20 protein-coding genes are annotated in these 24,103 nt (G+C 61.2%); 19 read left to right on the top strand and 1 reads right to left on the bottom strand.

The annotated features are described in order from the left end of the window. The first annotated feature begins 304 nt into the window (after positions 1–304). The 6 genes from pmrG to ACOYXG_RS12970 all read left to right on the top strand — a co-directional run bounded on the left by pmrG (position 305) and on the right by ACOYXG_RS12970 (position 8,231). On the top strand, positions 305–847 hold the full coding sequence (gene pmrG / locus ACOYXG_RS12995) for a lipopolysaccharide core heptose(II)-phosphate phosphatase PmrG (protein WP_256578471.1): 543 nt from the start codon (positions 305–307) through the stop codon (positions 845–847). Positions 848–1,141: 294 nt separating this feature from the next. After that, the gene (arnT, locus tag ACOYXG_RS12990) at positions 1,142–2,863 is read left to right on the top strand and encodes a lipid IV(A) 4-amino-4-deoxy-L-arabinosyltransferase (RefSeq protein WP_460358216.1); all 1,722 of its coding nucleotides are present in this window, start codon (positions 1,142–1,144) and stop codon (positions 2,861–2,863) included. Continuing rightward, positions 2,860–4,401, top strand: a complete 1,542-nt coding sequence (locus ACOYXG_RS12985; RefSeq protein WP_460358213.1) for an ArnT family glycosyltransferase — start codon at positions 2,860–2,862, stop codon at positions 4,399–4,401. Before arnT (ACOYXG_RS12990) ends, ACOYXG_RS12985 begins: the two co-directional genes overlap by 4 nt. 162 nt (positions 4,402–4,563) lie before the next feature. Further along, complete coding sequence (locus tag ACOYXG_RS12980; RefSeq protein ID WP_098963999.1) at positions 4,564–5,577, top strand: iron ABC transporter substrate-binding protein; 1,014 nt, start codon at positions 4,564–4,566, stop codon at positions 5,575–5,577. A 3-nt stretch (positions 5,578–5,580) separates the two neighbouring features. After that, positions 5,581–7,176: an ABC transporter permease gene (locus ACOYXG_RS12975; protein WP_460358209.1), complete on the top strand. Its 1,596-nt coding sequence runs from the start codon at positions 5,581–5,583 to the stop codon at positions 7,174–7,176. Then, a complete protein-coding gene (locus ACOYXG_RS12970) occupies positions 7,173–8,231 on the top strand; it encodes an ABC transporter ATP-binding protein (protein WP_460358206.1) in 1,059 nt (352 codons plus the stop codon). Before ACOYXG_RS12975 ends, ACOYXG_RS12970 begins: the two co-directional genes overlap by 4 nt. Here the strand turns inward: ACOYXG_RS12970 and ACOYXG_RS12965 are convergent, their stop codons facing one another. Further along, on the bottom strand, positions 8,232–9,122 hold the full coding sequence (locus ACOYXG_RS12965; RefSeq protein WP_027611947.1) for a site-specific integrase: 891 nt from the start codon (positions 9,120–9,122) through the stop codon (positions 8,232–8,234). Between the two features lie 439 nt (positions 9,123–9,561). Between ACOYXG_RS12965 and arnB the strand changes: the two genes are divergently transcribed. The 13 genes from arnB to ACOYXG_RS12900 all read left to right on the top strand — a co-directional run bounded on the left by arnB (position 9,562) and on the right by ACOYXG_RS12900 (position 24,103). Then, positions 9,562–10,710, top strand: coding sequence for a UDP-4-amino-4-deoxy-L-arabinose aminotransferase (arnB, locus tag ACOYXG_RS12960; RefSeq protein ID WP_027611948.1), 1,149 nt, complete (start codon positions 9,562–9,564; stop codon positions 10,708–10,710). Beyond that, positions 10,707–11,738, top strand: coding sequence for an undecaprenyl-phosphate 4-deoxy-4-formamido-L-arabinose transferase (arnC, locus tag ACOYXG_RS12955; protein ID WP_096796053.1), 1,032 nt, complete (start codon positions 10,707–10,709; stop codon positions 11,736–11,738). Before arnB ends, arnC begins: the two co-directional genes overlap by 4 nt. Beyond that, positions 11,735–13,726: a bifunctional UDP-4-amino-4-deoxy-L-arabinose formyltransferase/UDP-glucuronic acid oxidase ArnA gene (arnA, locus tag ACOYXG_RS12950; protein ID WP_096796054.1), complete on the top strand. Its 1,992-nt coding sequence runs from the start codon at positions 11,735–11,737 to the stop codon at positions 13,724–13,726. The genes arnC and arnA overlap by 4 nt, the downstream gene beginning before the upstream one ends. Next, positions 13,726–14,610, top strand: coding sequence for a 4-deoxy-4-formamido-L-arabinose-phosphoundecaprenol deformylase (gene arnD / locus ACOYXG_RS12945; protein ID WP_096796055.1), 885 nt, complete (start codon positions 13,726–13,728; stop codon positions 14,608–14,610). Before arnA ends, arnD begins: the two co-directional genes overlap by 1 nt. Beyond that, on the top strand, positions 14,607–16,256 hold the full coding sequence (arnT, locus tag ACOYXG_RS12940) for a lipid IV(A) 4-amino-4-deoxy-L-arabinosyltransferase (RefSeq protein WP_460358200.1): 1,650 nt from the start codon (positions 14,607–14,609) through the stop codon (positions 16,254–16,256). Before arnD ends, arnT (ACOYXG_RS12940) begins: the two co-directional genes overlap by 4 nt. After that, on the top strand, positions 16,253–16,597 hold the full coding sequence (gene arnE, locus ACOYXG_RS12935) for a 4-amino-4-deoxy-L-arabinose-phosphoundecaprenol flippase subunit ArnE (RefSeq protein WP_115989814.1): 345 nt from the start codon (positions 16,253–16,255) through the stop codon (positions 16,595–16,597). Before arnT (ACOYXG_RS12940) ends, arnE begins: the two co-directional genes overlap by 4 nt. Next, positions 16,594–17,007: a 4-amino-4-deoxy-L-arabinose-phosphoundecaprenol flippase subunit ArnF gene (gene arnF / locus ACOYXG_RS12930; RefSeq protein ID WP_097089727.1), complete on the top strand. Its 414-nt coding sequence runs from the start codon at positions 16,594–16,596 to the stop codon at positions 17,005–17,007. Before arnE ends, arnF begins: the two co-directional genes overlap by 4 nt. After that, complete coding sequence (locus tag ACOYXG_RS12925; RefSeq protein ID WP_097089726.1) at positions 17,004–18,383, top strand: UDP-glucose dehydrogenase family protein; 1,380 nt, start codon at positions 17,004–17,006, stop codon at positions 18,381–18,383. The genes arnF and ACOYXG_RS12925 overlap by 4 nt, the downstream gene beginning before the upstream one ends. Beyond that, positions 18,380–19,978 (top strand): ArnT family glycosyltransferase, encoded by a 1,599-nt coding sequence (locus ACOYXG_RS12920; protein ID WP_460358195.1) that lies wholly within the window; start codon positions 18,380–18,382, stop codon positions 19,976–19,978. Before ACOYXG_RS12925 ends, ACOYXG_RS12920 begins: the two co-directional genes overlap by 4 nt. Positions 19,979–20,058: 80 nt before the next feature. After that, positions 20,059–20,577 (top strand): GNAT family N-acetyltransferase, encoded by a 519-nt coding sequence (locus ACOYXG_RS12915; protein ID WP_027611957.1) that lies wholly within the window; start codon positions 20,059–20,061, stop codon positions 20,575–20,577. Positions 20,578–20,719: 142 nt separating this feature from the next. Continuing rightward, positions 20,720–21,898 (top strand): MFS transporter, encoded by a 1,179-nt coding sequence (locus ACOYXG_RS12910; protein ID WP_027611958.1) that lies wholly within the window; start codon positions 20,720–20,722, stop codon positions 21,896–21,898. Positions 21,899–22,052: 154 nt separating this feature from the next. Continuing rightward, on the top strand, positions 22,053–22,742 hold the full coding sequence (locus ACOYXG_RS12905) for an HPP family protein (RefSeq protein WP_150370541.1): 690 nt from the start codon (positions 22,053–22,055) through the stop codon (positions 22,740–22,742). A gap of 254 nt (positions 22,743–22,996) precedes the next feature. After that, positions 22,997–24,103 (top strand): enoyl-CoA hydratase/isomerase family protein, encoded by a 1,107-nt coding sequence (locus ACOYXG_RS12900; RefSeq protein WP_096796062.1) that lies wholly within the window; start codon positions 22,997–22,999, stop codon positions 24,101–24,103.

Raw genomic sequence — 24,103 nt, 5'->3', positions numbered from 1 at the left:
CGTTTTAGTTAACACACGCCGGACCTCGCAAATTTTTCACATGTTCTTCACTGCTCCGCCACGACTCTGAACGTAGTGTTCAGCAGCCATTCAAGTAGACCACCGTAAAGTAACTAACCTCCTGGAGCTTACGTTGCACTGCGCGTGTACTGAGTGGAACTCGGGAATGACAAGGGGCAACGTCGTGGTTGAATTAGTACACGTACAATCAGCGTCCAGGCGATGGGATCTGTCTCGTCCGCGCACCTGGGCAATCATTGCTGTCGGTTTGCTGTTGATTACACTGATTTGTGGCTTCGTCTGGATGCAACGTTCGCCCGCCAACCTGCGCTATGCGAGTGCGTCGGCTACCCAGGGATGGGTGAAGGCCTGGCAGGCCGGTGAGGTCGTCGCACTGGTGCGACATACCGAACGTTGCGACCGCTCGACCAATCCCTGTCTGGGGCCGGCAGACGGTATCACCCAGGCTGGCAGCATTGCTGCAGCCCAGGTAGGCCGTGGCTTTACGCAACTGGGCCTGGAAAAGACCCAGTTCTTCAGCAGCCCGTTGACGCGCACCCTGCAGACTGCGCATTACATGCTCGGCCACGATGCCGTGGCGGCGGAATGGCTGGAAACCTGTGGCCCGACGATGCGCAATGAATTGGTGGCGCACAAGACCCCGGGACAGAACATGATTCTGGTAACCCACAGCGGCTGCATCGCCGATTTCGAACGGCAGACCGGTTACCCGCGCGCGGTCGCCGCCGAATATGGCAGCACTGTTTTAGCCCGGATAGATGCGCAAGGAAAACTTGAAGTAATTGGCATCATGAATCCCGAAGGCTGGCAACGACTGGCCAAGTAATCATCAAACTTAGTCGAGAACAAACGGCTCGGCCAATGCTCTGGCACAGGGTATCGGCGTGTATGAAATTTGTAATAAGAAATGTTTTTTACTTTCCCGAACTGGAAAAAATTAATTTTAAAGCTTGTCTTCTCGAGGAGAACTTAACGCTGGAAGCAGACCCGTTCTCTGAATGCAGGACACGCCCATCGGCCGTGCTCGCCTCTGCATTCATTCAACCCAGTGCCGCACCTGCAACGGAAATTGCCGGGCCGTCACTGGAACGCACACTTTGTACTGCACCAAGGTCCAGTCATGACGTCTGAGAACAAACCGCTGCACCATGCGGCGTTGAATTTGCCGCGCCTCCACCAGTGCACGCTGATCGAACGCTTTGCGATACCCGGTCTGGTGCTGGCATTCGTGGTGTTTTATCTGCTGCCGCTGATGACTCACGGTCTGTGGATTCCCGATGAAACCCGTTATGGGCAGATCAGCCAGGAAATGCTGCAGAGCGGCAACTGGGTGGCGCCGCACTTCATGGGCATTCGCTACTTTGAAAAACCGATCGCCGGCTACTGGATGATCGCCATCGGCCAGGCGATTTTCGGTGAAAACCTCTTCGGCGTGCGCATCGCCTCGGCACTCAGCTCCGGGGTTAGTGTGTGGCTGGCCTACCTGCTGGCCCGGCGCCTGTGGAACAACCCGCGAATCAGCGCCGCGTGCGCCCTCCTTTATATGAGCTTCGGCCTGATCGCAGGACAAGCCGGCTATGCCAACCTCGATCCGCAGTTCACCTTGTGGGTCAACCTGAGTCTGGTGGCGATCTGGTTTGCCATCGACAGCAACACCCCGCGCGCGCGTCTGGGCGGCTGGGCTTTGTTGGGATTCGCTTGTGGCATGGGCCTGATGACCAAAGGTTTCCTCGCCCTGATGCTGCCGGTGCTGATCGCCCTGCCCTACATGATCTGGCAGCGGCGTTTCGGCGAACTGGTGCGTTATGGACTGATTGCCGTGGCCGTGGCCGCGCTGGTCAGCGTGCCATGGGCACTGGCCGTGCACGCGCGTGAACCGGATTTCTGGCGGTTCTTCTTCTGGCACGAACACATCCGCCGCTTCGCCGCCGGCGAAGACGCACAGCACGCACGACCATGGTGGTTCTACCTGCCGCTGCTGTTTGCGTCCACCTTGCCGTGGGCACTGCTGTTGCCTTCGACGCTGCTGCGTACCTGGCGCGAAAAGCGTGATCCGAAAATCGCCTTCCTCGCCTTGTGGTTCCTGCTGCCGCTGGCTTTTTTCAGCGCGAGCAGCGGCAAACTGCCGACTTACATCATGCCGTGCCTGCTGCCATTGGCTCTGTTGATGGGCTACACCGTGATGAACTGGATAGCTGACCAGAACGGCCGCGTCTTACGCATCAACGGTGTGGTCAACGTAGTGCTGGCCATCGCCGCACTGGTCGCGCTGATCTATCTGCAAGCGACCCGTGAAGTTTACGAACACACCGAAATGTTCAGCCTGTCGCTGGGCTATATCGTGCTGCTCGGCTGGCTGATTGCCGGATCGCTGCAAGCCTTGCGCCCTCTGGCGCTGTGGGCGATGCCGGCGTTGGGCATCGGCCTGCTCGTCGCATTGCTGCCGGCCGCGATGCCGGCGACCATCGTCAACAGCAAGATGCCGGATCAGTTCATTGCCGAACATCAGCAGCAACTGAGCGAAACCAGCTCGTTGCTGAGTAACGACCTGGGAGCCGCTTCCGCATTGTCATGGCGTTTGCGCCGCCCGCAAGTCGACCTGTTCAACACCGTTGGCGAGCTCAAGTACGGCCTCGATGACCCGGCCATGGCGTCACGCAAGGTCAGCCTCGACGGCGTAGGCGAATGGATGACCGCAGCGCGCAAGAAAGGCTCGGTGGGCGTGGTAATGCGCGTCAACAGCACCTCTGACGAGCAGCAACTGGAGCTGTTGCCGATCGATGGTCAGCACTTCCGGCGCGGCAACCTGGAAATCTTCATCTTTGCCCAGAGCAAACCATGACCGCAGACAAAAAAGATCGGGGCGCGTTGCTGCTTCTGCTGGCCGCAACTGCCCTGCTGTTACTGCTCGGCCTGTGCAGTCGCGAGCTGTGGGGGCCGGAAACCCGCTGGGCCAATATCGCCTTGCAGATGCTGCAAAGCGGCGATTATTTCGACCCCTATCTCAAGGGCAGTCCTTATTACGACAAACCGCTGCTGTCGTACTGGCTGATCACCGCGACCTCCTGGTTCACCGGCGGACTGGGACATTGGTCGTTGCGCCTGTCTTCGGTGATTTCCGCGTGGTTCAGCGTGTGGCTGGTGTACCTGATCGGCGAGCAACTGTTCCGCAAAGGCACCGGGCTGATCGCCGGCTGGATGCTGGCGACCACCTTCTATTTCGTGTTCTGGGCGCGAGTCGCCACCGCCGACATTCTCACCGTCTGCGGCGTGCTGGCGGCCGTCTGGTGGTACTGGCGCGGCCCGGATGACACCCGCTTCTGGCGCTATGTGGTGTTTTTCGGCTTGCTGTCGCTGACCTCGCTGTTCAAAGGCCTGATCGGTTTCATCCTGCCGGGGCTGGTGCTGCTGCCGCACCTGCTCAGCGAACACCGCTGGAAACGTCACCTGAACCTGCGACTGTTCGGCGCGCTCTTGATCGCCGGCGCGTTTTACATGACGCCGTTCCTGTTGTCTCACCTCTACGGTGCGCCCAACTACGAACAGAGCGGCCTCGGCCTGGTGCTGCGTGAAAACGTCGTGCGGTTTTTCCAGCCGTTCGATCAGTTCGGGCCGATTTACACCTACTTGATCTATCTGCCGGTTTACACCCTGCCCTGGGCACCGTGCTGGTTGATCGCCTTGTGGGTGGCCGCGCGCAACTGGAAGCACATCGAACCGGATACCCGCTGGCTGATTCAAGGGCTCGCGCTGCTGATGCTGTTCTTCACCGCCAGTGGCAGTCGCCGCAGCTATTACGTCTTGCCGCTGGTGCCCTTCGCGCAATTGCTGGGTGCCTGGTGGGTGACCCGGCGCATGGCCGCCCGCAACAGCGAAGGCCGTGGGCTGAAGATCGGCTTCGCTGTCACTACTGTGTTGCTCGCTGCGGTACTGGGTGTGCTTTACCCATGGACCAACAGCGGTGGCGGTGTCATCCGCTTCGGCGAGCAGGTACGCGAGCAGGCCAGTCAGCAGGCACCGTTGAATCAATGGCGCATGGTCATGATCGAGGTCGACAACAAAGTACCGATGTACCTGCAAACCGGTGGTGCACCGTTCTACTACGTGCCGGAAACGATCGAGGACTTCCCGCACAATGGCGACACAGCGACGCTGATCGCCTGGCTGCAACGCACCAGCGGCGAACATTGGGATCCGCAACGCACGATCTTCGTGGCGCAATACCGTTCCGGTGACGCCGTGCCACTCGATGCGCTGAAGGCTGATCATCAGGTCATCACCACCACCCCGACCCGTGGCGAGCAGCTATTCCACGGGCGCGCAGACCAGAGCGTGGCTTACATCCCCCACTCCCGAGCAATGACGTTAAGACAAAAGTAGCAAGTCGCGGTAAATTCGAATGGCAATGACAAGTATTAACGGCTTCTTTGACGTTTTTTTCTCATTTGCCACCCTACATTGCCGCGACTCGACACTTGCAAATCGTTCGCATTGTTTCCTGCGAGGGTTTGCTCATAACGTCTGAAAACAGGAGCTGCCCGAATGAATCCACGCTTTCCATCCTTCTTCAAGCGCGCATTGCTGGCCACCGCGTTGCTCGGCACCGGCCAGGCATTTGCCGCCGACTCGGTGGGTCTGGTGGTTTACAACGCACAGCACGAAACCCTGACCAAGGCCTGGGTGGCCGGCTTTACCGAGGAAACCGGCATTCCGGTGACCATTCGCAACGGCGATGACACCGAGATGGGCAACCAACTGGTGCAAGAAGGCGCGGCCTCGCCGGCAGACGTATTCCTCACCGAAAACTCGCCGGCGATGGTGCTGGTGGACAACGCCAAACTGTTCGCCCCGTTGGCGCCGACAACCCTTGAGCAAGTCGATTCCGCCTACCGTCCGGCCCACGGCAATTGGGTCGGCATCGCCGCCCGTTCCACCGTGTTCGTCTACAACCCAAGCAAACTGACTGAAAAGGACTTGCCCAAATCCCTGCTCGACCTCGCCACCCCGGCCTGGAAAGGCCGTTGGGCCGCCTCCCCGGCCGGCGCGGATTTCCAGGCGATCGTCGCCGCCGTCCTGCAACAGAAAGGTGAAGCCGCCACGCTGGAATGGCTCAAGGGCATGAAGACCAACGCCACGATCTATCGCGGCAACAGCGCGGTACTGAAAGCGGTGAACGCCGGGCAGATCGACAGCGGCGTGATCTATCACTATTACAGCTTCGTTGATCAGTCCAAGACCGGCGAAAACAGCAAAAACACCAAGCTGTACTACTTCAAACATCAGGATCCGGGCGCGTTCGTCAGCACCTCCGGCGCTGGCGTGCTGGCCTCGAGCAAGCATCAGGATGAAGCGCAGAAGTTCGTCAAATACATCACCAGCAAGGAAGGTCAGGAAGTTCTCGAAACCGGCACCTCCTTCGAATACGCCGTGGGTAAAGACGCGCCGTCCAATCCGAAGCTGACCCCGCTGAAAACCCTCGACGCGCCGAAAGTCGATGCGTCGACCCTCGACAGCAAAAAAGCCGTCGAGTTGATGACCCAGGCCGGATTGCTCTAAGTGATGCCCGAAACCTTGCCTGCACCGGCCGTTGCGACGGCCGCCGCCAGCCTCCTTCACCCGCCCCGTACGCTGGCCGGGCGTGGCAGTTCGTGGGTGGTGAGCTCGGCGGTGCTGGTGTCGTTGTTGTCACTGCTGCCGATTGCGTTCGTGATCGGCGTGGCGTGGTACACCGGCTGGGCGACCATCGAAGCCCTGATCTTTCGCCCTCGGGTCGGCGAATTGCTGATCAACACCGTGCTGCTGGTGCTGATCACCCTGCCGCTGTGCATCCTGCTCGGAACCGCCCTGGCCTGGCTGACCGAGCGCAGCAATCTGCCCGGCCGCCGCTTGTGGTCAGTGCTGGCGGTCGCACCGCTGGCCGTGCCGGCGTTCGTCCACAGTTATGCGTGGGTCAGCCTGATTCCGTCGATCCACGGTCTGCCGGCCGGTGTGCTGGTGTCGGTGATCGCCTATTTCCCGTTTCTGTATTTGCCGATTGCCGCGACCTTGCGCCGTCTCGATCCGGCGATTGAAGACGTCGCGCAATCCTTGGGACTCAAGCCGTGGGCGGTGTTCTTTCGGGTGGTGTTGCCGCAATTGCGCCTGGCAATCTGCGGTGGCGCGTTGTTGGTCGGTCTGCATTTGCTGGCCGAGTACGGCTTGTACGCGATGATCCGTTTCGACACCTTCACCACGGCGATCTTCGATCAGTTCAAATCGACGTTTAACGGCCCGGCGGCCAACATGCTCGCCGGGGTCCTGGCGCTGTGCTGTCTGGCGATGCTCACCGCCGAATCTGCCGCCCGTGGCAACGCCCGCTATGCGCGAGTCGGTTCCGGCAGCGCCCGGGATCAGCGCAGCGTGCAACTGGGCCGAGGCGTGACAACCCTGGCTTTATTGCTGCAAACCTTGACCTGCCTGCTCGCGCTCGGTGTGCCGTTGCTCACACTGGGCCGCTGGCTGCTGGCCGGTGGCGTACAGGTCTGGCAAGGTGACGAGTTGCTGCCGGCGCTGCTGCAGACCTTGTCTTACGGAGTGGCCGGCGCATTGCTGACCAGTGTCGCGGCGATTCCCATCGCGTGGCTGTCGATCCGCTCGCCGGGCAAACTGCAGCGCTTGCTGGAAGGCTGCAACTACATCACCAGCTCCCTGCCCGGCATTGTCGTTGCGCTGGCGTTGGTCACCGTGACCATCCATTTCGCCCGGCCGATCTACCAGACCACCATCACCGTGCTGCTGGCTTACCTGCTGATGTTCTTGCCCCGGGCGCTGGTCAGCCTGCGCGCCGGTTTCGCACAGGCCCCGGTCGAGCTGGAAAACATCGCGCAAAGCCTTGGCCGCTCGCCGATACGCGCATTGTGGCTGATCACCGTACGCCTGGCAGCTCCCGGCGCGGCGGCAGGTGCGGCACTGGTGTTCCTGGCAATCACCAATGAACTGACCGCGACCCTGCTGCTGGCACCCAACGGCACACGCACCCTCGCCACCGGTTTCTGGGCGATGACCAGCGAAATCGATTACGCCGCCGCCGCGCCCTACGCGTTCTTGATGATCCTGCTTTCACTGCCGCTGACGGCCATTCTCTATCACCAATCCAGGCGTACCGCTGGCCGATGAACGCTCTCGAACTGCTCAACCTCAGTAAAACCTTCGGCGCGCAGAAGGCGCTCGACGACGTCAGCCTCAACGTGCCGACCGGCAGCCGCACGGTGATCGTCGGCCCCTCCGGTTCCGGCAAGACCACGCTGTTGCGGATGATCGCCGGCTTCGAGTTTCCCGACAGCGGCAGCATTACGCTAAACGGCCAGACGCTGGTCGACCGCAGCCACGCAGTGCCGGCCTATCAACGGCAGATCGGCTACGTCCCGCAGGACGGCGCGTTGTTCCCGCACATGACGGTGGCGGCGAACATCGGTTTCGGCCTGGCCCTGACCGGTGCGGCCCGCACCCAGCGCATCCTTGAGTTGATGGACAGCGTCGCCCTCGACGCCAACATGGCCAACCGTTGGCCCCACGAATTGTCCGGTGGCCAGCAACAGCGGGTCTCGCTGGCCCGCGCTCTGGCGCAGCAACCACGGCTGATGCTGCTGGACGAGCCGTTCTCCGCCCTCGACACCGGTTTGCGCAGTGCCATGCGCAAAATGGTCGCGCGCCTGCTCGAAGACGCCGGCGTCACCACCATTCTGGTGACCCACGACCAGAGCGAAGCGTTGTCGTTTGCCGATCAATTGGCGGTGATGCGCAGCGGCCGGCTGGTGCAGTCCGGGCATCCGATGGATCTCTACCGCTATCCGGAGGATGAACAGACCGCGCACTTTCTCGGCGAAGCGGTGGTCCTGCCCGCGCGAATCGAGGCGGGTTGGGCGCATTGCGATCTGGGTCAGGTGGCGGTGAACAGCAACGGCTTCAGCGGCGCCGCGCAGATCATGCTGCGCCCCGAGCAATTGCAGATCGCCGAAGGGGCATCTGACAGTCAAGGCTGCCATGCGCTGGTCACCGACCGTGACTTTGCCGGCAACACCTGCACCCTGACGGTTGAACTGAGCTCATCCGCGACTCAGGATCCGGCCCGTTCGATTCTGGTGCGCAGCTCCGGCATGCACGCGCCGCCCGCCGGCAGCGCGGTGCAGCTGTCGGTACTCGGTGCGGCGCATGTGTTTGGCCTGAACTGATCAGAGATCGAAGCGATCCACCGCCCGCCGCCGCTCGTTGTCATCGCGCACATCGTAGTTGGCGGTGGTCTGGATGTTGCTGTGATGCGCCAGTTTCTGCGCGATCGACAGGTCGTGCTCCTCGATCACCCGAGTGATGAACGAGCGACGGAAATCGTGGGGCATGATCTTCACCCCGACCTGCGTGCCGCGCTGGCGGGCGATGTAGTAGATCGCGTGTTTGGTGATGCGCTCGCGGGTGATGTGGCTGCCACGGCGAATGCGGTTGAACAGGAAGGCATCGTCGCTCTCGCCTTCCTTGAGCTGTGAACGGCGCAGTTCGAGCCACGCGTCGAGCTTGCTGAACGCCCATGCCGGTGCGTATTTGATCAACTGCTTGTTGCCCTTGGCAGTAACGCACAGGCTGCGTTCGCTGAAGTCGACCTGATTCAGATCCAGGTCCACCGATTCCGACTTGCGCATGCCGGTGCCGTACAGCAACGCGATGATTGCCGCATCACGCAGGCCCTGCGGGCGTGGGTCGGCGGCGCAGACTTCCATCAATTCGTGAATCAGCGTGCGCTTGAGATTGCGCCCCTGAGACAGCCGCGTGCCGGCGATGCCCTTGACCGAACGCATCTTCAACAGATGTTCCTGGCTGATCAGACTCATGCGCCAGGCCTCATTCATCACCCCGCGCACCGCATTCACATACAACGAAGAAGTGTTGGGCGCGTAGTTGTCTGCGCGTAATGCAGCGACCAGCGCTACAACATCTTCCGGTTGCAAGGCATGCCAGGGAATCTCTTCGACATTCATGTCTTCAAAGCCCAGGCGATCGGCCGCATCTTGCAGCACGTAACGCATGGTCAATTGGCTGGAAGGCGCCAAACGCGCGAGGTACAGGCTCATCGGGTTGGTTTTTGGAGCGTCGGGGGTTGCAGCAACTAAATCAATCAAACGTTAAACCTTGAGTAAAAAATGTACAGCACTACAACAACTAACAAATGCAATGTACTTGAAGTAAAGAAGGTACTTGAGCGGCACTGTCCGACAAAAAACTGCGATGGACGGCAGAAGCCTGAACAGCGGCTGTATAAGTGACAGATAAACGATTCGCCAACCGGTTTTTCATGTTCCTTTCACAAAAACCGGCATAACCTTAATTCCCATAGGTTCGGTAGTGGCTATGCCCCAACCTGCCGGGCAAATCGTGAAAAGTCAATCAATCCCCGACGTCATGCTTTTTTTGCCAAGTTATTGATGCAGGAGCGCTTTTCTGTGTCTACGCTGAGGCTGGATCCAATAACCGCGTGAATCCATCCTTTATTTTTTTTGTAATGAGGTGCCCATGAGTCAGGCGTTTCTCCCCTTCTCCCGCCCAAGTATTGGCGATGAGGAAATTGCCGCTGTCGAGCAGGTGTTGCGCTCGGGCTGGATCACCACGGGGCCGAAAAACCAGGCACTCGAAGAGCAATTTGCGCAGTACGTGGGTTGCAAGCACGCGGTGGCCTTGTCTTCGGCCACCGGCGGCATGCACATCACGCTGCTGGCCCTGGGCATCGGCCCGGGCGACGAAGTCATCACCCCGTCGCAGACCTGGGTTTCGACCGCGAACATGATCTCCCTGCTAGGCGCCAAACCGGTGTTTGTCGATGTCGACCGCGACACGCTGATGACCGACGCCGCGCGCATCGAAGCGGCCATCACCCCGCGAACCAAGGCAATCATTCCGGTGCACTACGCCGGCGCGGCGTTCGATCTCGATCCGCTGTATGCCCTGGCTGACAAGCACGGCATCCCGGTCATCGAAGACGCCGCCCACGCCGCCGGCACCCGCTACAAGGGGCGCCACGTCGGTTCGCAAGGCACGGCGATCTTCTCGTTCCATGCGATCAAGAACATGACCTGTGCCGAAGGGGCGATGTTCGTCACCGACGACGAAGCGCTCGCCAGCCGCGTGCGCATGCTCAAATTCCACGGCCTGGGCGTTGACGCCTATGACCGTCTGACCGGTGGCCGCAAGCCGCAGGCGCAAGTGATGGAACCGGGTTTCAAGTACAACCTGGCCGACATCAACGCCGCGATTGCCCTGGTGCAGTTGCAACGTCTGGACGAAATCAACGCCCGGCGCACCGAACTGGCCACCAGCTACCTGCAAAAATTCGAAGGCCTGCCGGTGCAACCGCTGGCCCTGCCCGCCTATGCCCAGCAACACGCCTGGCACCTGTTCATTCTGCGCATCGACAGCGAGCGTTGCGGCATGGATCGCGAAGCCTTCATGAAGGCGTTGCAGGATCAGGGCATCGGCACCGGTATCCATTTCATCGCCACCCACCTGCACACCTGGTATCGCCAGCGTGACCCCGACCTCTACCTGCCCAACACCGAATGGAACTCGGCGCGGCTGTGCTCGATTCCGCTGTTCCCCGACATGACTGGTCAAGACCTTGACCGGGTGGTCGGTGCCATCGCACACATCATGGAAAAACGCCTGTGAAACCTTATCCAATCCGTAGCGTGTCGATCGTCATCCCGGTCTACAACGAACAGGAAAGTCTGCCCGAACTGCTGCGTCGTACCGAGGCGGCCTGCCGCCAACTGAATCACGATTTCGAAATCGTGCTGGTCGACGACGGCAGCCGCGACGAATCGGCGAACATGCTCGAAGAAGCCGCCGGGCGTGAAAACAGCCCGTTCGTGGCGGTCATTCTCAACCGCAACTATGGTCAGCACGCCGCGATCATGGCCGGTTTCGAACAGTGCAAGGGCGACGTGGTGATCACCCTCGACGCCGACCTGCAGAACCCGCCGGAAGAAATCCCGCGGCTTGTGGCCGAGGCCGAAAAAGGTTACGACGTGGTCGGCACCGTGCGCGGCAATCGTCAGGATTCGGCGCTGCGCCGCTACCCGTCGAAGCTGATCAACCTCGCCGTGCAGCGCTCCACCGGCGTCGCCATGAGCGACTACGGCTGCATGCTGCGCGCCTACCGCCGCACCATCATCGACGCGATGCTCGCCTGCCGCGAACGCAGCACGTTCATCCCGATCCTGGCCAACAGCTTCGCCCGTCACACCACCGAAATCGTCGTGGCCCACGCCGAGCGTGAACACGGCGACTCGAAATACAGCCCGATGCGCCTGATCAACCTGATGTTCGATCTGGTCACCTGCATGACCACCACCCCGCTGCGTCTGCTGAGCATCGTCGGCTTCGCCATGGCCGGCTTGGGCGTGCTGTTCGCGATTGGGTTGATTGTCTTGCGTCTGGCCTTCGGTGCCGGTTGGGCCGGTGACGGCATGTTCGTGCTGTTCGCCGTGCTGTTCGTGTTCACCGGTGGCCAATTCATCGGCATGGGCCTGCTGGGTGAATACCTCGGCCGCATGTACAGCGATGTGCGCGCCCGTCCACGTTTCTTCATCGAAAAGGTGTTGCGCAGCCAGCCGGCCGCTCCGGCCCCTGCCGTCACCGTTGATGGTCTTTCTTCTACCGCTACTTCTTCCACTTCCGATCAGGTTCTCTCATGAGTGCAAAAACTGTTGTCTTCGCTTACCACGATATTGGCTGCGCCGGCATTGAAGCCCTGCTCAACAGCGGCTATGACATTGCAGCAGTGTTCACTCACGCCGATGATCCGAAAGAAAACGCGTTCTATGCCTCGGTTGCACAGCTGTGCGCCAACAAAGGCATCCCGGTGCACGCCCCGGAAGACGCCAACCACCCGCTGTGGATCGAGCGCATCGCCAAGCTGGACCCGGAGTACATTTTCTCCTTCTACTACCGCAATCTGCTGAGCGAACCACTGCTGGCCCTGGCCAAAAAAGGCGCGTTCAACCTGCACGGTTCGCTGCTGCCACGCTATCGCGGCCGCGCTCCGGCGAACTGGGTGCTGGTCAACGGCGAAACCGAAACCGGCGTTACACTGCACCGCATGGTCAAGCGCGCTGATGCCGGCGCCATCGTTGCCCAGCAGCGCGTTGCCATCGACCGCAGCGACACCGGCCTGACCCTGCACGCCAAACTGCGCACCGCCGCGAGCGATCTGCTGCGCGACACCCTGCCGAACATGCTGCAAGGCAAGATCACTGAAACCCCACAGGACGAATCGAAAGCCACCGTGTTCGGTCGTCGCACCCCGGCGGACGGCAAACTGGTCTGGGCCAAACCGGCGGAAGAACTGTTCAACCTGGTGCGCGCCGTCACCCGTCCTTACCCGGGCGCGTTCTGCGCCGTGGGCGAACACAAACTGATCGTCTGGAGCGCTGAAGTCGTCAAGGGCAACGAAGGCCAGGCGCCAGGCCGCGTGATCAGCGTCGATCCGCTGCGCATTGCCTGCGGTCAGGACTCGCTGGTGATCAACGCCGGTCAGCGCAACGACAACGGCCTGTACCTCAGCGGCCCGCAACTGGCCAATGAACTGGGTCTGGTCGATGGCTCGCTGCTGCGCGGCGCCGAATCCGGTCGTGCGCCACGTCGCACTCGTGTGCTGATCCTCGGTGTCAACGGCTTCATCGGTAACCACCTGTCCGAGCGCCTGCTGCGTGACGACCGCTACGAAGTCTACGGTCTGGACATTGGCTCCGACGCCATCGACCGTCTGCGCAGCCACCCGAACTTCCACTTCGTCGAAGGCGACATCAGCATTCACTCCGAGTGGATCGAGTACCACATCAAGAAGTGCGACGTGGTCCTGCCGCTGGTGGCCATCGCCACCCCGATCGAATACACCCGCAACCCGCTGCGCGTATTCGAGCTGGACTTCGAAGAGAACCTGAAACTGGTTCGCTACTGCGTGAAGTACAACAAGCGCGTGATCTTCCCGTCGACCTCGGAAGTCTATGGCATGTGCCAGGACAAGAACTTCGACGAAGACAGCTCGAACCTGATCGTCGGTCCGATCAACAAGCAGCGCTGGATCTACTCGGTCTCCAAGCAACTGCTGGATCGCGTGATCTGGGCTTACGGCGCCAAGGGCCTGAATTTCACCCTGTTCCGTCCATTCAACTGGATGGGCCCGCGTCTGGACCGTCTGGATTCGGCCCGTATCGGCAGCTCCCGCGCCATCACCCAACTGATCCTCAACCTGGTGGAAGGCACGCCGATCCGTCTGTTCGACGGTGGCGAGCAGAAGCGTTGCTTCACTGACATCGCTGACGGCGTCGAGGCACTGGCGCGCATCATCGACAACGACAACGACGTGTGCAACGGCCAGATCATCAACATCGGCAACCCGGACAACGAAGCCAGCATCCGTCAACTGGGCGAAGAGCTGCTGCGTCAGTTCGAAGCGCACCCGCTGCGCCACAACTTCCCGCCGTTCGCCGGTTTCCGCGACGTGGAAAGCAAGGCGTTCTACGGTGCCGGCTACCAGGACGTGGAACACCGCAAGCCAAGCATTGCCAACGCCAAGCGCCTGTTGAACTGGGAGCCGACCGTGGAAATGCGCGAGACCATCGGCAACACCCTGGACTTCTTCCTGCGTGAAGCCATGCTCGAAATCGCGGACAAGAAGTAATGCAGGCAGGTCTTCGTATCGATGTCGACACCTACCGCGGCACCCGTGAAGGTGTGCCGCGACTGTTGGAGATGCTCGACGAGGCGCAGGTCAAGGCAACGTTTTTCTTCAGTGTCGGCCCGGACAACATGGGCCGGCATCTGTGGCGCCTGATCCGCCCGCAGTTCCTCTGGAAAATGCTGCGTTCCAACGCGGCCGGCCTCTACGGCTGGGACATTTTGCTGGCCGGCACCGCCTGGCCCGGCAAACCGATTGGCCGTGATCTCGGGCACCTGATGCGTCAGGCCCGGGACGCCGGTCACGAAGTCGGCCTGCACGCCTGGGATCACCATGGCTGGCAGGCCAATGCCGGACGCTGGAGCGACGCGCAACTGATCGAACAGATCCGGCGCGGCGTCGACACCTTGAGCGATATCCTCGGCGAAAAGATCCAGTGTTCGGCCGCCGCCGGTTGGCGTGCGGACGAGCGCGTGATCGAGGCCAAGCAGACCTTCGGCTTTCGCTATAACAGCGATTGTCGCGGGCAGAGCCTGTTCCGTCCGCTGCTGGCGGACGGTTCGCTGGGCACTCCGCAGATTCCGGTGGACCTGCCGACCTTCGACGAAGTCGTCGGCCCGCACGTGGCGGCCAAGGACTTCAACGCCTTCATCCTCGACCGGTTCCAGTCGCAAGCACTCAACGTCTACACCATTCATGCCGAAGTAGAAGGGATTCTGATGGCTCAGGATTTTCGTCAATTGCTGGCCGATGCACGCCAGCGCCACATTGACTTCAAACCCTTGGGCGACTTGTTGCCCGAGTTTTTCAACACCCTGCCCGTGGGCCGCGTGCAACGCGGTGTGCTCGAAGGCCGTGAAGGCTGGCTGGGAGTGCAAGGCGCATGACCAGACGCTGGGCACTGCCGCTGTTGGTCGGCCTCTGTCTGCTGGCCTATCTGTTGCCGTTGAGCACCCATGGCCTGTGGATCCCCGACGAAACCCGCTACGCACAGATCAGCCAGGACATGCTGCTCAGTGGCAACTGGGTGTCGCCGCATTTCATGGGGCTGCGGTATTTCGAGAAACCGATTGCCGGCTACTGGATGATCGCCATCGGCCAGGAATTGTTCGGACAGAACCTGTTCGGCGTGCGCTTCGCGTCGGCACTCAGCACGGCGTTGAGTGTGCTGCTGGCCTACCTGGTCGCGCGCAGGTTATGGAACGATCCGCGCAAGAGCTTCGTCTGCGCCCTGCTCTATATGAGCTTCACCGTCGTCGCCGGTCAGGCCGGGTACGCCAACCTCGATCCGCAATTCACCTTCTGGGTCAACCTGAGTCTGGTGGCGCTGTGGTTTGCGCTCGACAGCCGCAGCACCGGGCACCGTCTGGGCGCCTGGGCGCTGCTGGGGCTGGCCTGCGGCATGGGTTTCATGACCAAGGGCTTTCTCGCCTGGTTGCTGCCGGTGCTGATCGCGTTGCCGTGGATGCTTTGGCAAAAACGCTGGCGCGAACTGCTGGTGTTCGGTCCGGTGGCGATCGCCATCGCGATCATCGTCAGCTTGCCGTGGGCGCTGGCGGTGCACGCACAGGAACCGGATTACTGGCGGTTCTTCTTCTGGCACGAACACATCCGCCGCTTTGCCGGTGACGATGCGCAGCACGATGCACCGTGGTGGTTCTACCTGCCGCTGCTGGTGGCGTTCAGTCTGCCGTGGGTTGGCCTGTTGCCGACCGCGTTCAAGCAAGCCTGGCAAACCCGGGCCCAGCCGAACATGGTTTTCCTGCTGTTGTGGCTGTGGTTGCCGCTGGGCTTTTTCAGCCTGAGCAACGGCAAGCTGCCGACCTACATTCTGCCTTGCCTGTTGCCATTGGCACTGCTGCTGGGCAATGCGCTGGCTGATCGTCTGCGTCTGGAACAAGGTCGGGCTCTGGGTATCAACGGCTTGCTGAACCTGCTGCTGGGTGTGGTCACGCTGATCGCACTGGTTTACCTGCAATTGAACAAACCGGTGTACGACCACGAACTGCACAGCATGGTGCTGGTGTTCATCGCCCTGATCGGCTGGATCATCGCCAACCTGGCGCAAGCGTTCCTGCCGTTGCAGTGCTGGGCGGCACCGGCGCTGGGCAGTCTGTTGCTGGCCGGGATCCTACCGGCGGCATTGCCCAAGTCGGTGGTGGCCAACAAAACCCCGGATCAGTTCATCCGGCACCACGTCACCGAACTGTCCGGCGCCACGCATCTGCTGAGCAATGATCTGGGTGCGGCGGCAGCGCTGGCCTGGCGCATGAAACAACCAGAGGTCGCGCTGTACAACACGGTCGGCGAACTCAAGTACGGTCTGTCGTACCCGGAAGGCGCTGAACGCCGACTCACCAAGGACAACGTTCAACAATGGGTACGTGAAGCGCGCCGCAGCGGCTCGGTCGGCGTGCTGATGCGCGTCAAGGGTCAGGACGAGCTCGAAGAGCTGGACCTGCTGCCCAAGGACGGTACCCGTTATGAATCAGGCAATCTGGTGATCATGGTGCTGCCCAAGGATCCGTCATGAGCTGGTTGCTGTTACTGACGGCATGTCTGTTGACCTGCCTGGGGCAAGTCGCACAGAAATTCGCCGTGGAGAGCTGGCGCGGCGTTGATTCGTCGTGGGCCGACAAACTGCGTTCGCCGTGGTTGTGGCTGGCGCTGTTTTCACTCTGCAGCGGGCTGCTGGTCTGGCTGCTGGTGTTGCAACGCCTTGAAGTGGGCATCGCTTACCCGATGCTCAGCCTCAACTTCGTGCTGATCACCCTGATTGCCCGCTTCGTCTTTCGCGAGCCCATCGACCGTCAGCATTGGCTGGGCGTGGCGCTGGTGATCGGCGGCGTGGTTTTGCTGGGGCAACAGTCATGAACCAGGCGCGTGGAATCGGTTTTGCTCTGGGCAGCGTAATGCTGGTCAGTGGCGCCCAACTGGGCATGCGCTGGAGCATGACGCGCCTGCCACAACCGGAACAATGGCTGACGGCGCTGAGCGCCGGCAGTGTCGACCTGTCGGCAATGGCCGTGGTGGTGGCGGCGATTTTCGCCTACGCCCTGTCGATGCTCTGCTGGCTCGCGGCATTGCGCGATCTGCCGTTGGGCCGGGCTTATTCACTATTGAGCATCAGCTACGCGCTGGTGTACCTGCTGGCGGCCAGTCTGCCGCTGTTCAACGAATCGTTCAGTTTCACTAAATCGCTGGGCGTGGCAATGGTCATGCTCGGGGTCATCACTATTAACACTCGTCCGTCTCGTGCGCCCGAATTCAGGAGTGCTCCATGAAAATCACAGTATTTGGTAGCGGTTATGTCGGCCTGGTACAGGCCGCCGTGTTGGCCGAAGTCGGTCACGACGTCGTGTGCATGGACATCGATCAGAAGAAAGTCGAACTGCTGCGCCAGGGGCACGTCAGCATCTTCGAACCGGGCCTGTCGAGCCTGGTGCGCGAAGGCCTGGACTCCGGCCGCCTGCATTTCACCTCGGATGAAAAGCTCGCCGTACAACACGGTCGCGTGGCGTTCATCGCCGTGGGTACACCCTCCAGCGAAGACGGCTCGGCCGATCTGAAATACGTGTTGTCGGTGGGTGACGCCGTGGCGCGCCATCGTGAGCAGCCGCTGATCCTGGTGGAAAAATCCACCGTACCGGTTGGCACCGGCGACACCTTGCGTGCGCACATTCAGGCCGCGCTGGACAAGGCCGGTCGTGAGTTGCAGTTCGATATCGTCTCCAACCCGGAATTCCTCAAGGAAGGTTCGGCGGTGTCCGACTGCCGTCGTCCGGACCGCATCGTCATCGGCTGCGAAGGTGACGAAGTGCAAGATGTGATGCGCGACCTGTACTCGCCGTTCAACCGCAACCATGACCGCATCATGTTCATGGACCTGCGCAGCGCCGAGCTGACCAAATACGCCGCCAACTGCATGCTGGCGACCAAGATCAGCTTCATCAACCAGATCGCCGAACTGGCCGAACACCTGGGCGCCGATATCGAGTCGGTGCGTCAGGGCATCGGCGCCGACACGCGCATCGGTTACCACTTCATCTACCCGGGCTGCGGTTATGGCGGCTCGTGCTTCCCGAAAGACATGCGCGCGCTGATCCACAGCGCCGAGCAGGCACACTGTTCCAGTGACCTGCTGCAAGCGGTCGAGGCGATCAACGAGCGGCAGAAGCACAAGCTATTCGACCGCATCAATGCGTTCTACAAGGGTGACCTGCGCGGCAAGACCTTTGCCCTGTGGGGCCTGGCGTTCAAGCCAAACACCGACGACATGCGCGACGCACCGAGCCGCGTGCTGCTCGATTCGCTGTTCGCCGCCGGCGCCAGCGTGCGCGCGTTCGACCCGGAAGCCATGCAGGAAACCCAGCATCTGTACCCGAACGAAGAAAAACTGATGCTGATGGGCACTCCGGAATCGGTGCTGGCCGGTTCCGATGCGCTGATCATCTGCACCGAATGGCAGCAGTTCAAGGCGCCGGACTTCGACCTGATCGAGCAACGCCTGAAAGCCCCGGTGATCTTCGACGGCCGCAACCTGTACGACGCCGAGCGTCTGGCACGCAACGGCTTCAAGTACTTCCCGATCGGCCGTGGCGACTCGCGCAAACTGCCGATGCCGCTGCAGCAATGGTCTGACAAAGCGGACGTCGCTTGATCACGTTGTCGCCTGTCATCCGCCGGCAGTCCCTGATCGCAGGGCTGCTGGCACTGTTGCTGTTCATCGCCGGGGTTTACGGACAGGCTCCCATTGGCTTCGATTCACGGTTCGTACTGTTTGCCCAGGAAATGTTGCGACACGGGCCAACGGTATTCCCGACCACTTACGGTCAACCTTACGCGGACTATTCGGCGCTCTCGACGCTGTTCATCTGGTTGTTGTCGTTGCCCTTCGGCGCGATCAACACCCTGACGGCATGGCTGCCGAGCGCCATTGCCGGCGGCGTGATCGTGACGTTGATGTATCGCTTGCTGGCGGTGCATTCGCAACGCTGGGCCCTGATCAGCATCGCGCTGTTGATGCTCACCAGCACCTTTGTCACCGAAGTGCGCGCGGTGTCGCAAGACCTGATGCTCGCCGCCGTGGCGCTGTCGGTGTTTTATCTGGGCTATGCGCACGACCACTTCCGCTCACGCCGGCGCTGGCCGCTGATCTTTGTCCTGTTGTTGCTGGGCTTCGGGATTCGCGGGCCTATCGGCCTGGTGGTACCGACCGGCATGCTCTGCAGTTACTACCTGCTCAACCGTGAGTGGAAACGCCTGCTGGTGTTCGGTGTACTGGCGTCGATCCTGCTGGCCGTATGCGTCGGTTTGCTGTTGTGGCTGGCGAAACTCAGCGGTGGCGAAGCCTTCCTGCAGGACGTGATCCGCATGCAGTTCATGGGGCGCATGGACGGCAGTGAAGGCGTCAGCGGCTCGCTGTATTACTTCACCAGCTCCATCGGCAACTACGCACTGGCGTATCCGCTGGCGATCCTGGCGTTGGCCGCGACCTGGCTGAGCAAACCGCATCAGCGCGGGCCGGCCTTGCGTCTGGTGCAATATTGCGCCGCCGCCGGGCTGATCGTCATGGTCGGCCTGTCGATTCCACAGGCGAAGAAGGCGCGTTACCTGCTGCCGATGTTGCCGATGGCGGCGATCATCGCCGCGTACCCGTTTCAGGTGCTGCACGGTCGGGTGTTCCGCGTATTGCGTGGGGTGATTCAAGGTATCTGGCTGGTGACGCCGGGACTGTTGATGGTGGCCCTGCTGGTTGCCAAGCGCCGTTTTCCCGAGCAGCTCGACGGCATCACCCTGGTGCTGGTCGTGCTCGGCGTTCTGCAATTACTCGCGTTGTCGCGTCTGATGATCCCGCGCTGGCGGGCCGAAGTGTTGGCGCTGTGCTCGGTGTTAGCCTTGTGGACGGTGTATGCCGCGGTGTTCGAACCGGTGGAGCGACGTCTGTACGACACGCAGGCGTTCAGTCGTGCTGCCTTCGCGCAGGTGCAGCAGAACCCGGCCCCGCTGGTGCTGCACGGCATGGGCAAAGACGCCAAGGCGATCAAGTTCATGGTCAACGTCGAGCAGGATCTGCAACCGCAGTTCACCGAAACGGTGCAGCAACTCGAAGCCCTCAAAGCCCCGGCCTGGTTGATGATGGACAGCAAGGACCTGCAATCGCTGCAAGGCACCTCGCTGGCCAGCCTGCAACCGGTGCTGACCGGGCGTTTCGACAAGAACGATTACGTGCTGTTGTATCTGAAGCCCTTGTAGGAACTGATTGAGGCTGCGATCTTTTGTGCTTTCAGGAAAAAGATCGCAGCCTGCGGCAGCTTCTACAGGGACTGTTTACCATGAGTTTTGTTGTACGCCGGGCGCGGCAGAATGATGCCGCCGCCCTCCCCGCCATCGAACGCTCGGCCGCCGAGCTGTTTCGCACAGATCCTACCCTCGCCTGGCTTGCCGACACCGACGTGGCAAGCGCCGCGCAACACCGCCAAGCCATCGACAATGCCTACGTCTGGGTCGCCGAAAACACCTCGGCGCAACTGGCAGGGTTTATTCGCGCGCTGGATTTCGACAACCAACTGCACATTGAAGAACTGTCCGTCAGCCTGGCGTTTCAGGGGCAAGGCGTGGGTCGTCGACTGGTGTTGACTGCGATCGAACATGCCCGCCATGAGCAATTGCGCGCGGTGACCCTGACCACGTTTCGCGACCTGCCGTGGAATGCGCCGTTTTATCAGCGGATGGGGTTTGTGGAAGTCGCACCCGGTGAGCACGCAGCGCATTTGCTCGATGCTCTGCAGAAAGAAATCGAGCATGGCTTTGCCGCCGAGCGACGCTGCGCCATGCACCTGAAATTGCCCTGACAGGACAAATCCCTTGTAGGAGCGAGCCTGCTCGCGATAGCGTCCGGTCAGTCAACTGCGTTGGTGCCTGACACTCGGTATTCGCGAGCAGGCTCGCTCCCACACGGTTTCTCATCATGAAAATAAGGACATTTGCACTGCCGTGGCCACCTACTCCCGCCTGATCCGCCGACTGATGATCACTTCGCTGAGCATCGTCATCAGCCGTGCCCTGATCAGTCCGCTGCTGACCCTGTTCCTCAGCAACAAACTGGGTCTCAACCCGCAGGACGTCGGCCTGCTGTTGGGCATCGCGGTGTTCAGTGCCACGCTGTTGTCGCTGTACGGCGGCTACATCATTGATCGCCTCGACAAGCGTCAACTGTTGATCCTTACCATGCTCTCCAGCGGTGTCGGCCTGATGTTGCTGACCTTCGCGCAGAATCTGTACCTGGTCACACTGGTGCTGATCATCAGTGAAACGGCGTCGGCGCTGTTCCTGATCTGTTCCAAAGCGATGCTCAGTGAAAACCTGCCGGTCGGCCAGCGGGTCAAGGCGTTTTCGCTGAACTACACGCTGACGAATATCGGCTACGCCGTCGGCCCGATGATCGGCGTGGTGATTGCCGGGGTTCAGCCTTCAGCGCCATTTATCGTCGCGGGGCTGATTGCCGCTGGCAGCGTTTTTCTGCTGCTGGGCGTGTCCCGTGAGGCCAGTCCGGAGTCGCAGGCCAGCCCCCCACAGAGTTTCCTGAACACCCTGATCATCCTGAAAAACGACCGCACGATGATCCTGTTCACCCTCGGCTGCCTGCTCAGCACCCTGGTTCACGGGCGCTTCACCCTGTACCTGTCGCAGTATCTGCTGGTGACCCACACGCAAGAGCAGACCCTCGACACCATGGCCGCCCTGCTCGCCTGCAACGCGATCACGGTGATCCTGCTGCAATACCAGATCGGGCGCTTTCTCAAGCGTGAGCACCTGCGGTTCTGGATTGCCGGCGGCACCGCGTTGTTCATCGTTGGCCTGATCGGTTTCAGCATGGCCGACAGTCTGGTCGGCTGGTGCGTGGCGATGTTCATCTTCACCCTCGGCGAGATGATCATTTACCCGGCGGATTTCCTCTTCGTCGACACCCTCGCTCCCGAAGAGCTGCGCGGCAGTTACTACGGCGCGCAGAACCTCGCGGCACTGGGCGGTGCGCTGAGTCCGGTGATGTGCGGGTTCCTGCTGATGCACACGCCGGCGCCGAGCATGTTCTACGCCCTGAGCGCTCTGGCGGGGCTGGGTGGGTATCTGTGTTTTGTCAGTGGACGCCGCGTGGCGACAATTCAAAAATAATGCACTGAAGCAGCATTTATATGAATTTGTCAGCATCGACTTTGCACGGCACACTGTGCGCGTTCCTCCCCCAATAGTTGGAACGCTTCGAGGACTTTCCGAAACGGACAAGTCCTTTTTTTTGCCCCGAATTTACTGCAAGGACCCGATTCACATGCTCGCTCGCTGGTTGCCCGCCGCCATCAACACCCGCCCCACCGAATGGAGCCGCGCCGCCATCGGCATGGCGCTGGGCACCTTGTTCAGCGTCTGGGCGTGCAGTCAGGTGTTCGGCATTGAGGTCGCGTATCACCTGATCGGGCCGTTGGGCGCTTCAGCGGTGTTGCTGTTTGCCGTCTCATCGGGCGCCCTCGCGCAACCCTGGTCGATCATCGGCGGCTACCTGTGCGCCAGCGTGGTCGCGCTGCTGGTGGCCCACGTCCTCGGCCGAACCCTCGGCAGCGCCTGCCTGGCGGCGGGCATGGCACTGATCCTGATGTGTTGGCTGCGTTGCCTGCATCCACCGGCCGGCGCCTTGGCGCTGACGCTGGTGCTGGCCGATCCGGCCACCATCGCCATGGACTGGAAAGCCATGGAACCGGTGATGCTCGCCGCCGCCTGCATGCTGCTCAGCGCGCTGGCCTACAACAACCTGACGCGCATCCGCTATCCGAAACGCCCGGCCGAGCCAGCGCCGCCGCAGGCTCCCGTCGACAGCCAATCAATTACCGCCGAGGACTTGAAACTGGCATTGGCCGACATGGAAGCGTTTATCGACGTCACTCCCGAAGACCTCGAACAACTGATCCACGCCAGCGAGCTGCACGCCAAACGCCGCAGCATCGGTGAAGTTTTCACCCGTTAAGCACCTGAATCTCTGTGGCGAGGGAGCTTGCTCCCGCTCGGCTGCGCAGCAGTCGTAAACTCGCCGTGTCGGGCCGCTTCGCAGCCCGGCGGGAGCAAGCTCCCTCGCCACGAAAGCAATCCTCAACCTGCTGCAAAAACGCAAACTCCCCCTGCACATATCCCGGTTGTACACGGCAAATTTGCACTGTTACGATCCGTCAACGCTCGCGCGCGAGCTTCTCGAATAAAGACAATAAAAGCAGGGAGTTAGTGATGACTGCTCAGGCTTCATCCCCGCGGACGCCGTCCATGGATGCCACGCCAGACGAAGTGCTGGCCGAGGTTCGCAATCACATCGGTCACCTGACCCTCAACCGCCCCGCCGGTCTCAACGCCATCACCCTCGACATGGTTCGTCAGTTGCAGCAGCAACTCGATGCCTGGGCGACTGACGCCAGCGTGCACGCCGTAGTGCTGCGCGGTGCCGGTGAAAAGGCGTTCTGTGCCGGTGGCGATATCCGTTCGCTGTACGACAGCTTCAAAAGCGGCGACACGCTGCACGAAGATTTCTTCGTCGAGGAATACGCCCTCGACCTGACGCTACATCACTACCGCAAACCGGTGCTGGCCTTGATGGACGGTTTTGTCCTCGGCGGCGGCATGGGCCTGGTCCAAGGTGCCGATCTGCGGGTGGTCACCGAAAAGAGCCGGCTGGCGATGCCCGAAGTGGCGATCGGTTATTTCCCCGATGTCGGCGGCAGCTATTTCCTCTCACGGATTCCCGGTGAACTGGGGATCTATCTGGGCGTTAGCGGCGTGCAGATTCGCGCGGCCGATGCGCTGTACTGCGGGCTGGCCGACTGGTTTGTCGACAGCAGCAAATTGCCGAGCCTCGACGAACAACTCGATCATCTGGAATGGCGCGACACGCCGCTCAAGGATCTGCAGGGCCTGCTGGCGAAAAACGGCGTGCAAACCCTGGCCGATGCACCGCTGGAGAAACTGCGCCCGGCCATCGACCACTTCTTCGCCCTGCCCGACGTACCGAGCATCGTCGAGCAACTGCGCGCGGTCACCGTCGCCGACAGCCATGAGTGGGCGACGACCACCGCTGACCTGCTGGAGACCCGCTCGCCACTGGCGATGGCCGTGACCCTGGAAATGCTCCGTCGCGGTCGTCAGTTGAGCCTGGAACACTGTTTCGCCCTCGAACTGCATCTGGATCGCCAGTGGTTCGAACGCGGCGACCTGATCGAGGGCGTGCGCGCCCTGCTGATCGACAAAGACAAGACACCACGCTGGAACCCGCCGACCCTTGCTGCGCTGGACGCCGGGCATGTCGCGAGTTTCTTTCACGGTTTTACTGAGAGCGGGAGCTGA

This window comes from Pseudomonas sp. G3-39, from assembly GCF_054790485.1.
Note: the sequence above shows the minus strand (reverse complement) of the source record. Positions and strands in the feature narration are given on the sequence as shown.

Bases quoted from the DNA above. Each gene is read 5' to 3' on its own strand.
- pmrG (WP_256578471.1), top strand. From the start codon at position 305: ATGCAACGTTCGCCCGCCAACCTGCGCTATGCGAGTGCGTCGGCTACC.
- arnT (WP_460358216.1), top strand. From the start codon at position 1,142: ATGACGTCTGAGAACAAACCGCTGCACCATGCGGCGTTGAATTTGCCG.
- ACOYXG_RS12985 (WP_460358213.1), top strand. From the start codon at position 2,860: ATGACCGCAGACAAAAAAGATCGGGGCGCGTTGCTGCTTCTGCTGGCC.
- ACOYXG_RS12980 (WP_098963999.1), top strand. From the start codon at position 4,564: ATGAATCCACGCTTTCCATCCTTCTTCAAGCGCGCATTGCTGGCCACC.
- ACOYXG_RS12975 (WP_460358209.1), top strand. From the start codon at position 5,581: ATGCCCGAAACCTTGCCTGCACCGGCCGTTGCGACGGCCGCCGCCAGC.
- ACOYXG_RS12970 (WP_460358206.1), top strand. From the start codon at position 7,173: ATGAACGCTCTCGAACTGCTCAACCTCAGTAAAACCTTCGGCGCGCAG.
- ACOYXG_RS12965 (WP_027611947.1), bottom strand. From the start codon at position 9,122: ATGAGCCTGTACCTCGCGCGTTTGGCGCCTTCCAGCCAATTGACCATG.
- arnB (WP_027611948.1), top strand. From the start codon at position 9,562: ATGAGTCAGGCGTTTCTCCCCTTCTCCCGCCCAAGTATTGGCGATGAG.
- arnA (WP_096796054.1), top strand. From the start codon at position 11,735: ATGAGTGCAAAAACTGTTGTCTTCGCTTACCACGATATTGGCTGCGCC.
- arnD (WP_096796055.1), top strand. From the start codon at position 13,726: ATGCAGGCAGGTCTTCGTATCGATGTCGACACCTACCGCGGCACCCGT.
- arnT (WP_460358200.1), top strand. From the start codon at position 14,607: ATGACCAGACGCTGGGCACTGCCGCTGTTGGTCGGCCTCTGTCTGCTG.
- arnE (WP_115989814.1), top strand. From the start codon at position 16,253: ATGAGCTGGTTGCTGTTACTGACGGCATGTCTGTTGACCTGCCTGGGG.
- arnF (WP_097089727.1), top strand. From the start codon at position 16,594: ATGAACCAGGCGCGTGGAATCGGTTTTGCTCTGGGCAGCGTAATGCTG.
- ACOYXG_RS12925 (WP_097089726.1), top strand. From the start codon at position 17,004: ATGAAAATCACAGTATTTGGTAGCGGTTATGTCGGCCTGGTACAGGCC.
- ACOYXG_RS12915 (WP_027611957.1), top strand. From the start codon at position 20,059: ATGAGTTTTGTTGTACGCCGGGCGCGGCAGAATGATGCCGCCGCCCTC.
- ACOYXG_RS12905 (WP_150370541.1), top strand. From the start codon at position 22,053: ATGCTCGCTCGCTGGTTGCCCGCCGCCATCAACACCCGCCCCACCGAA.
- ACOYXG_RS12900 (WP_096796062.1), top strand. From the start codon at position 22,997: ATGACTGCTCAGGCTTCATCCCCGCGGACGCCGTCCATGGATGCCACG.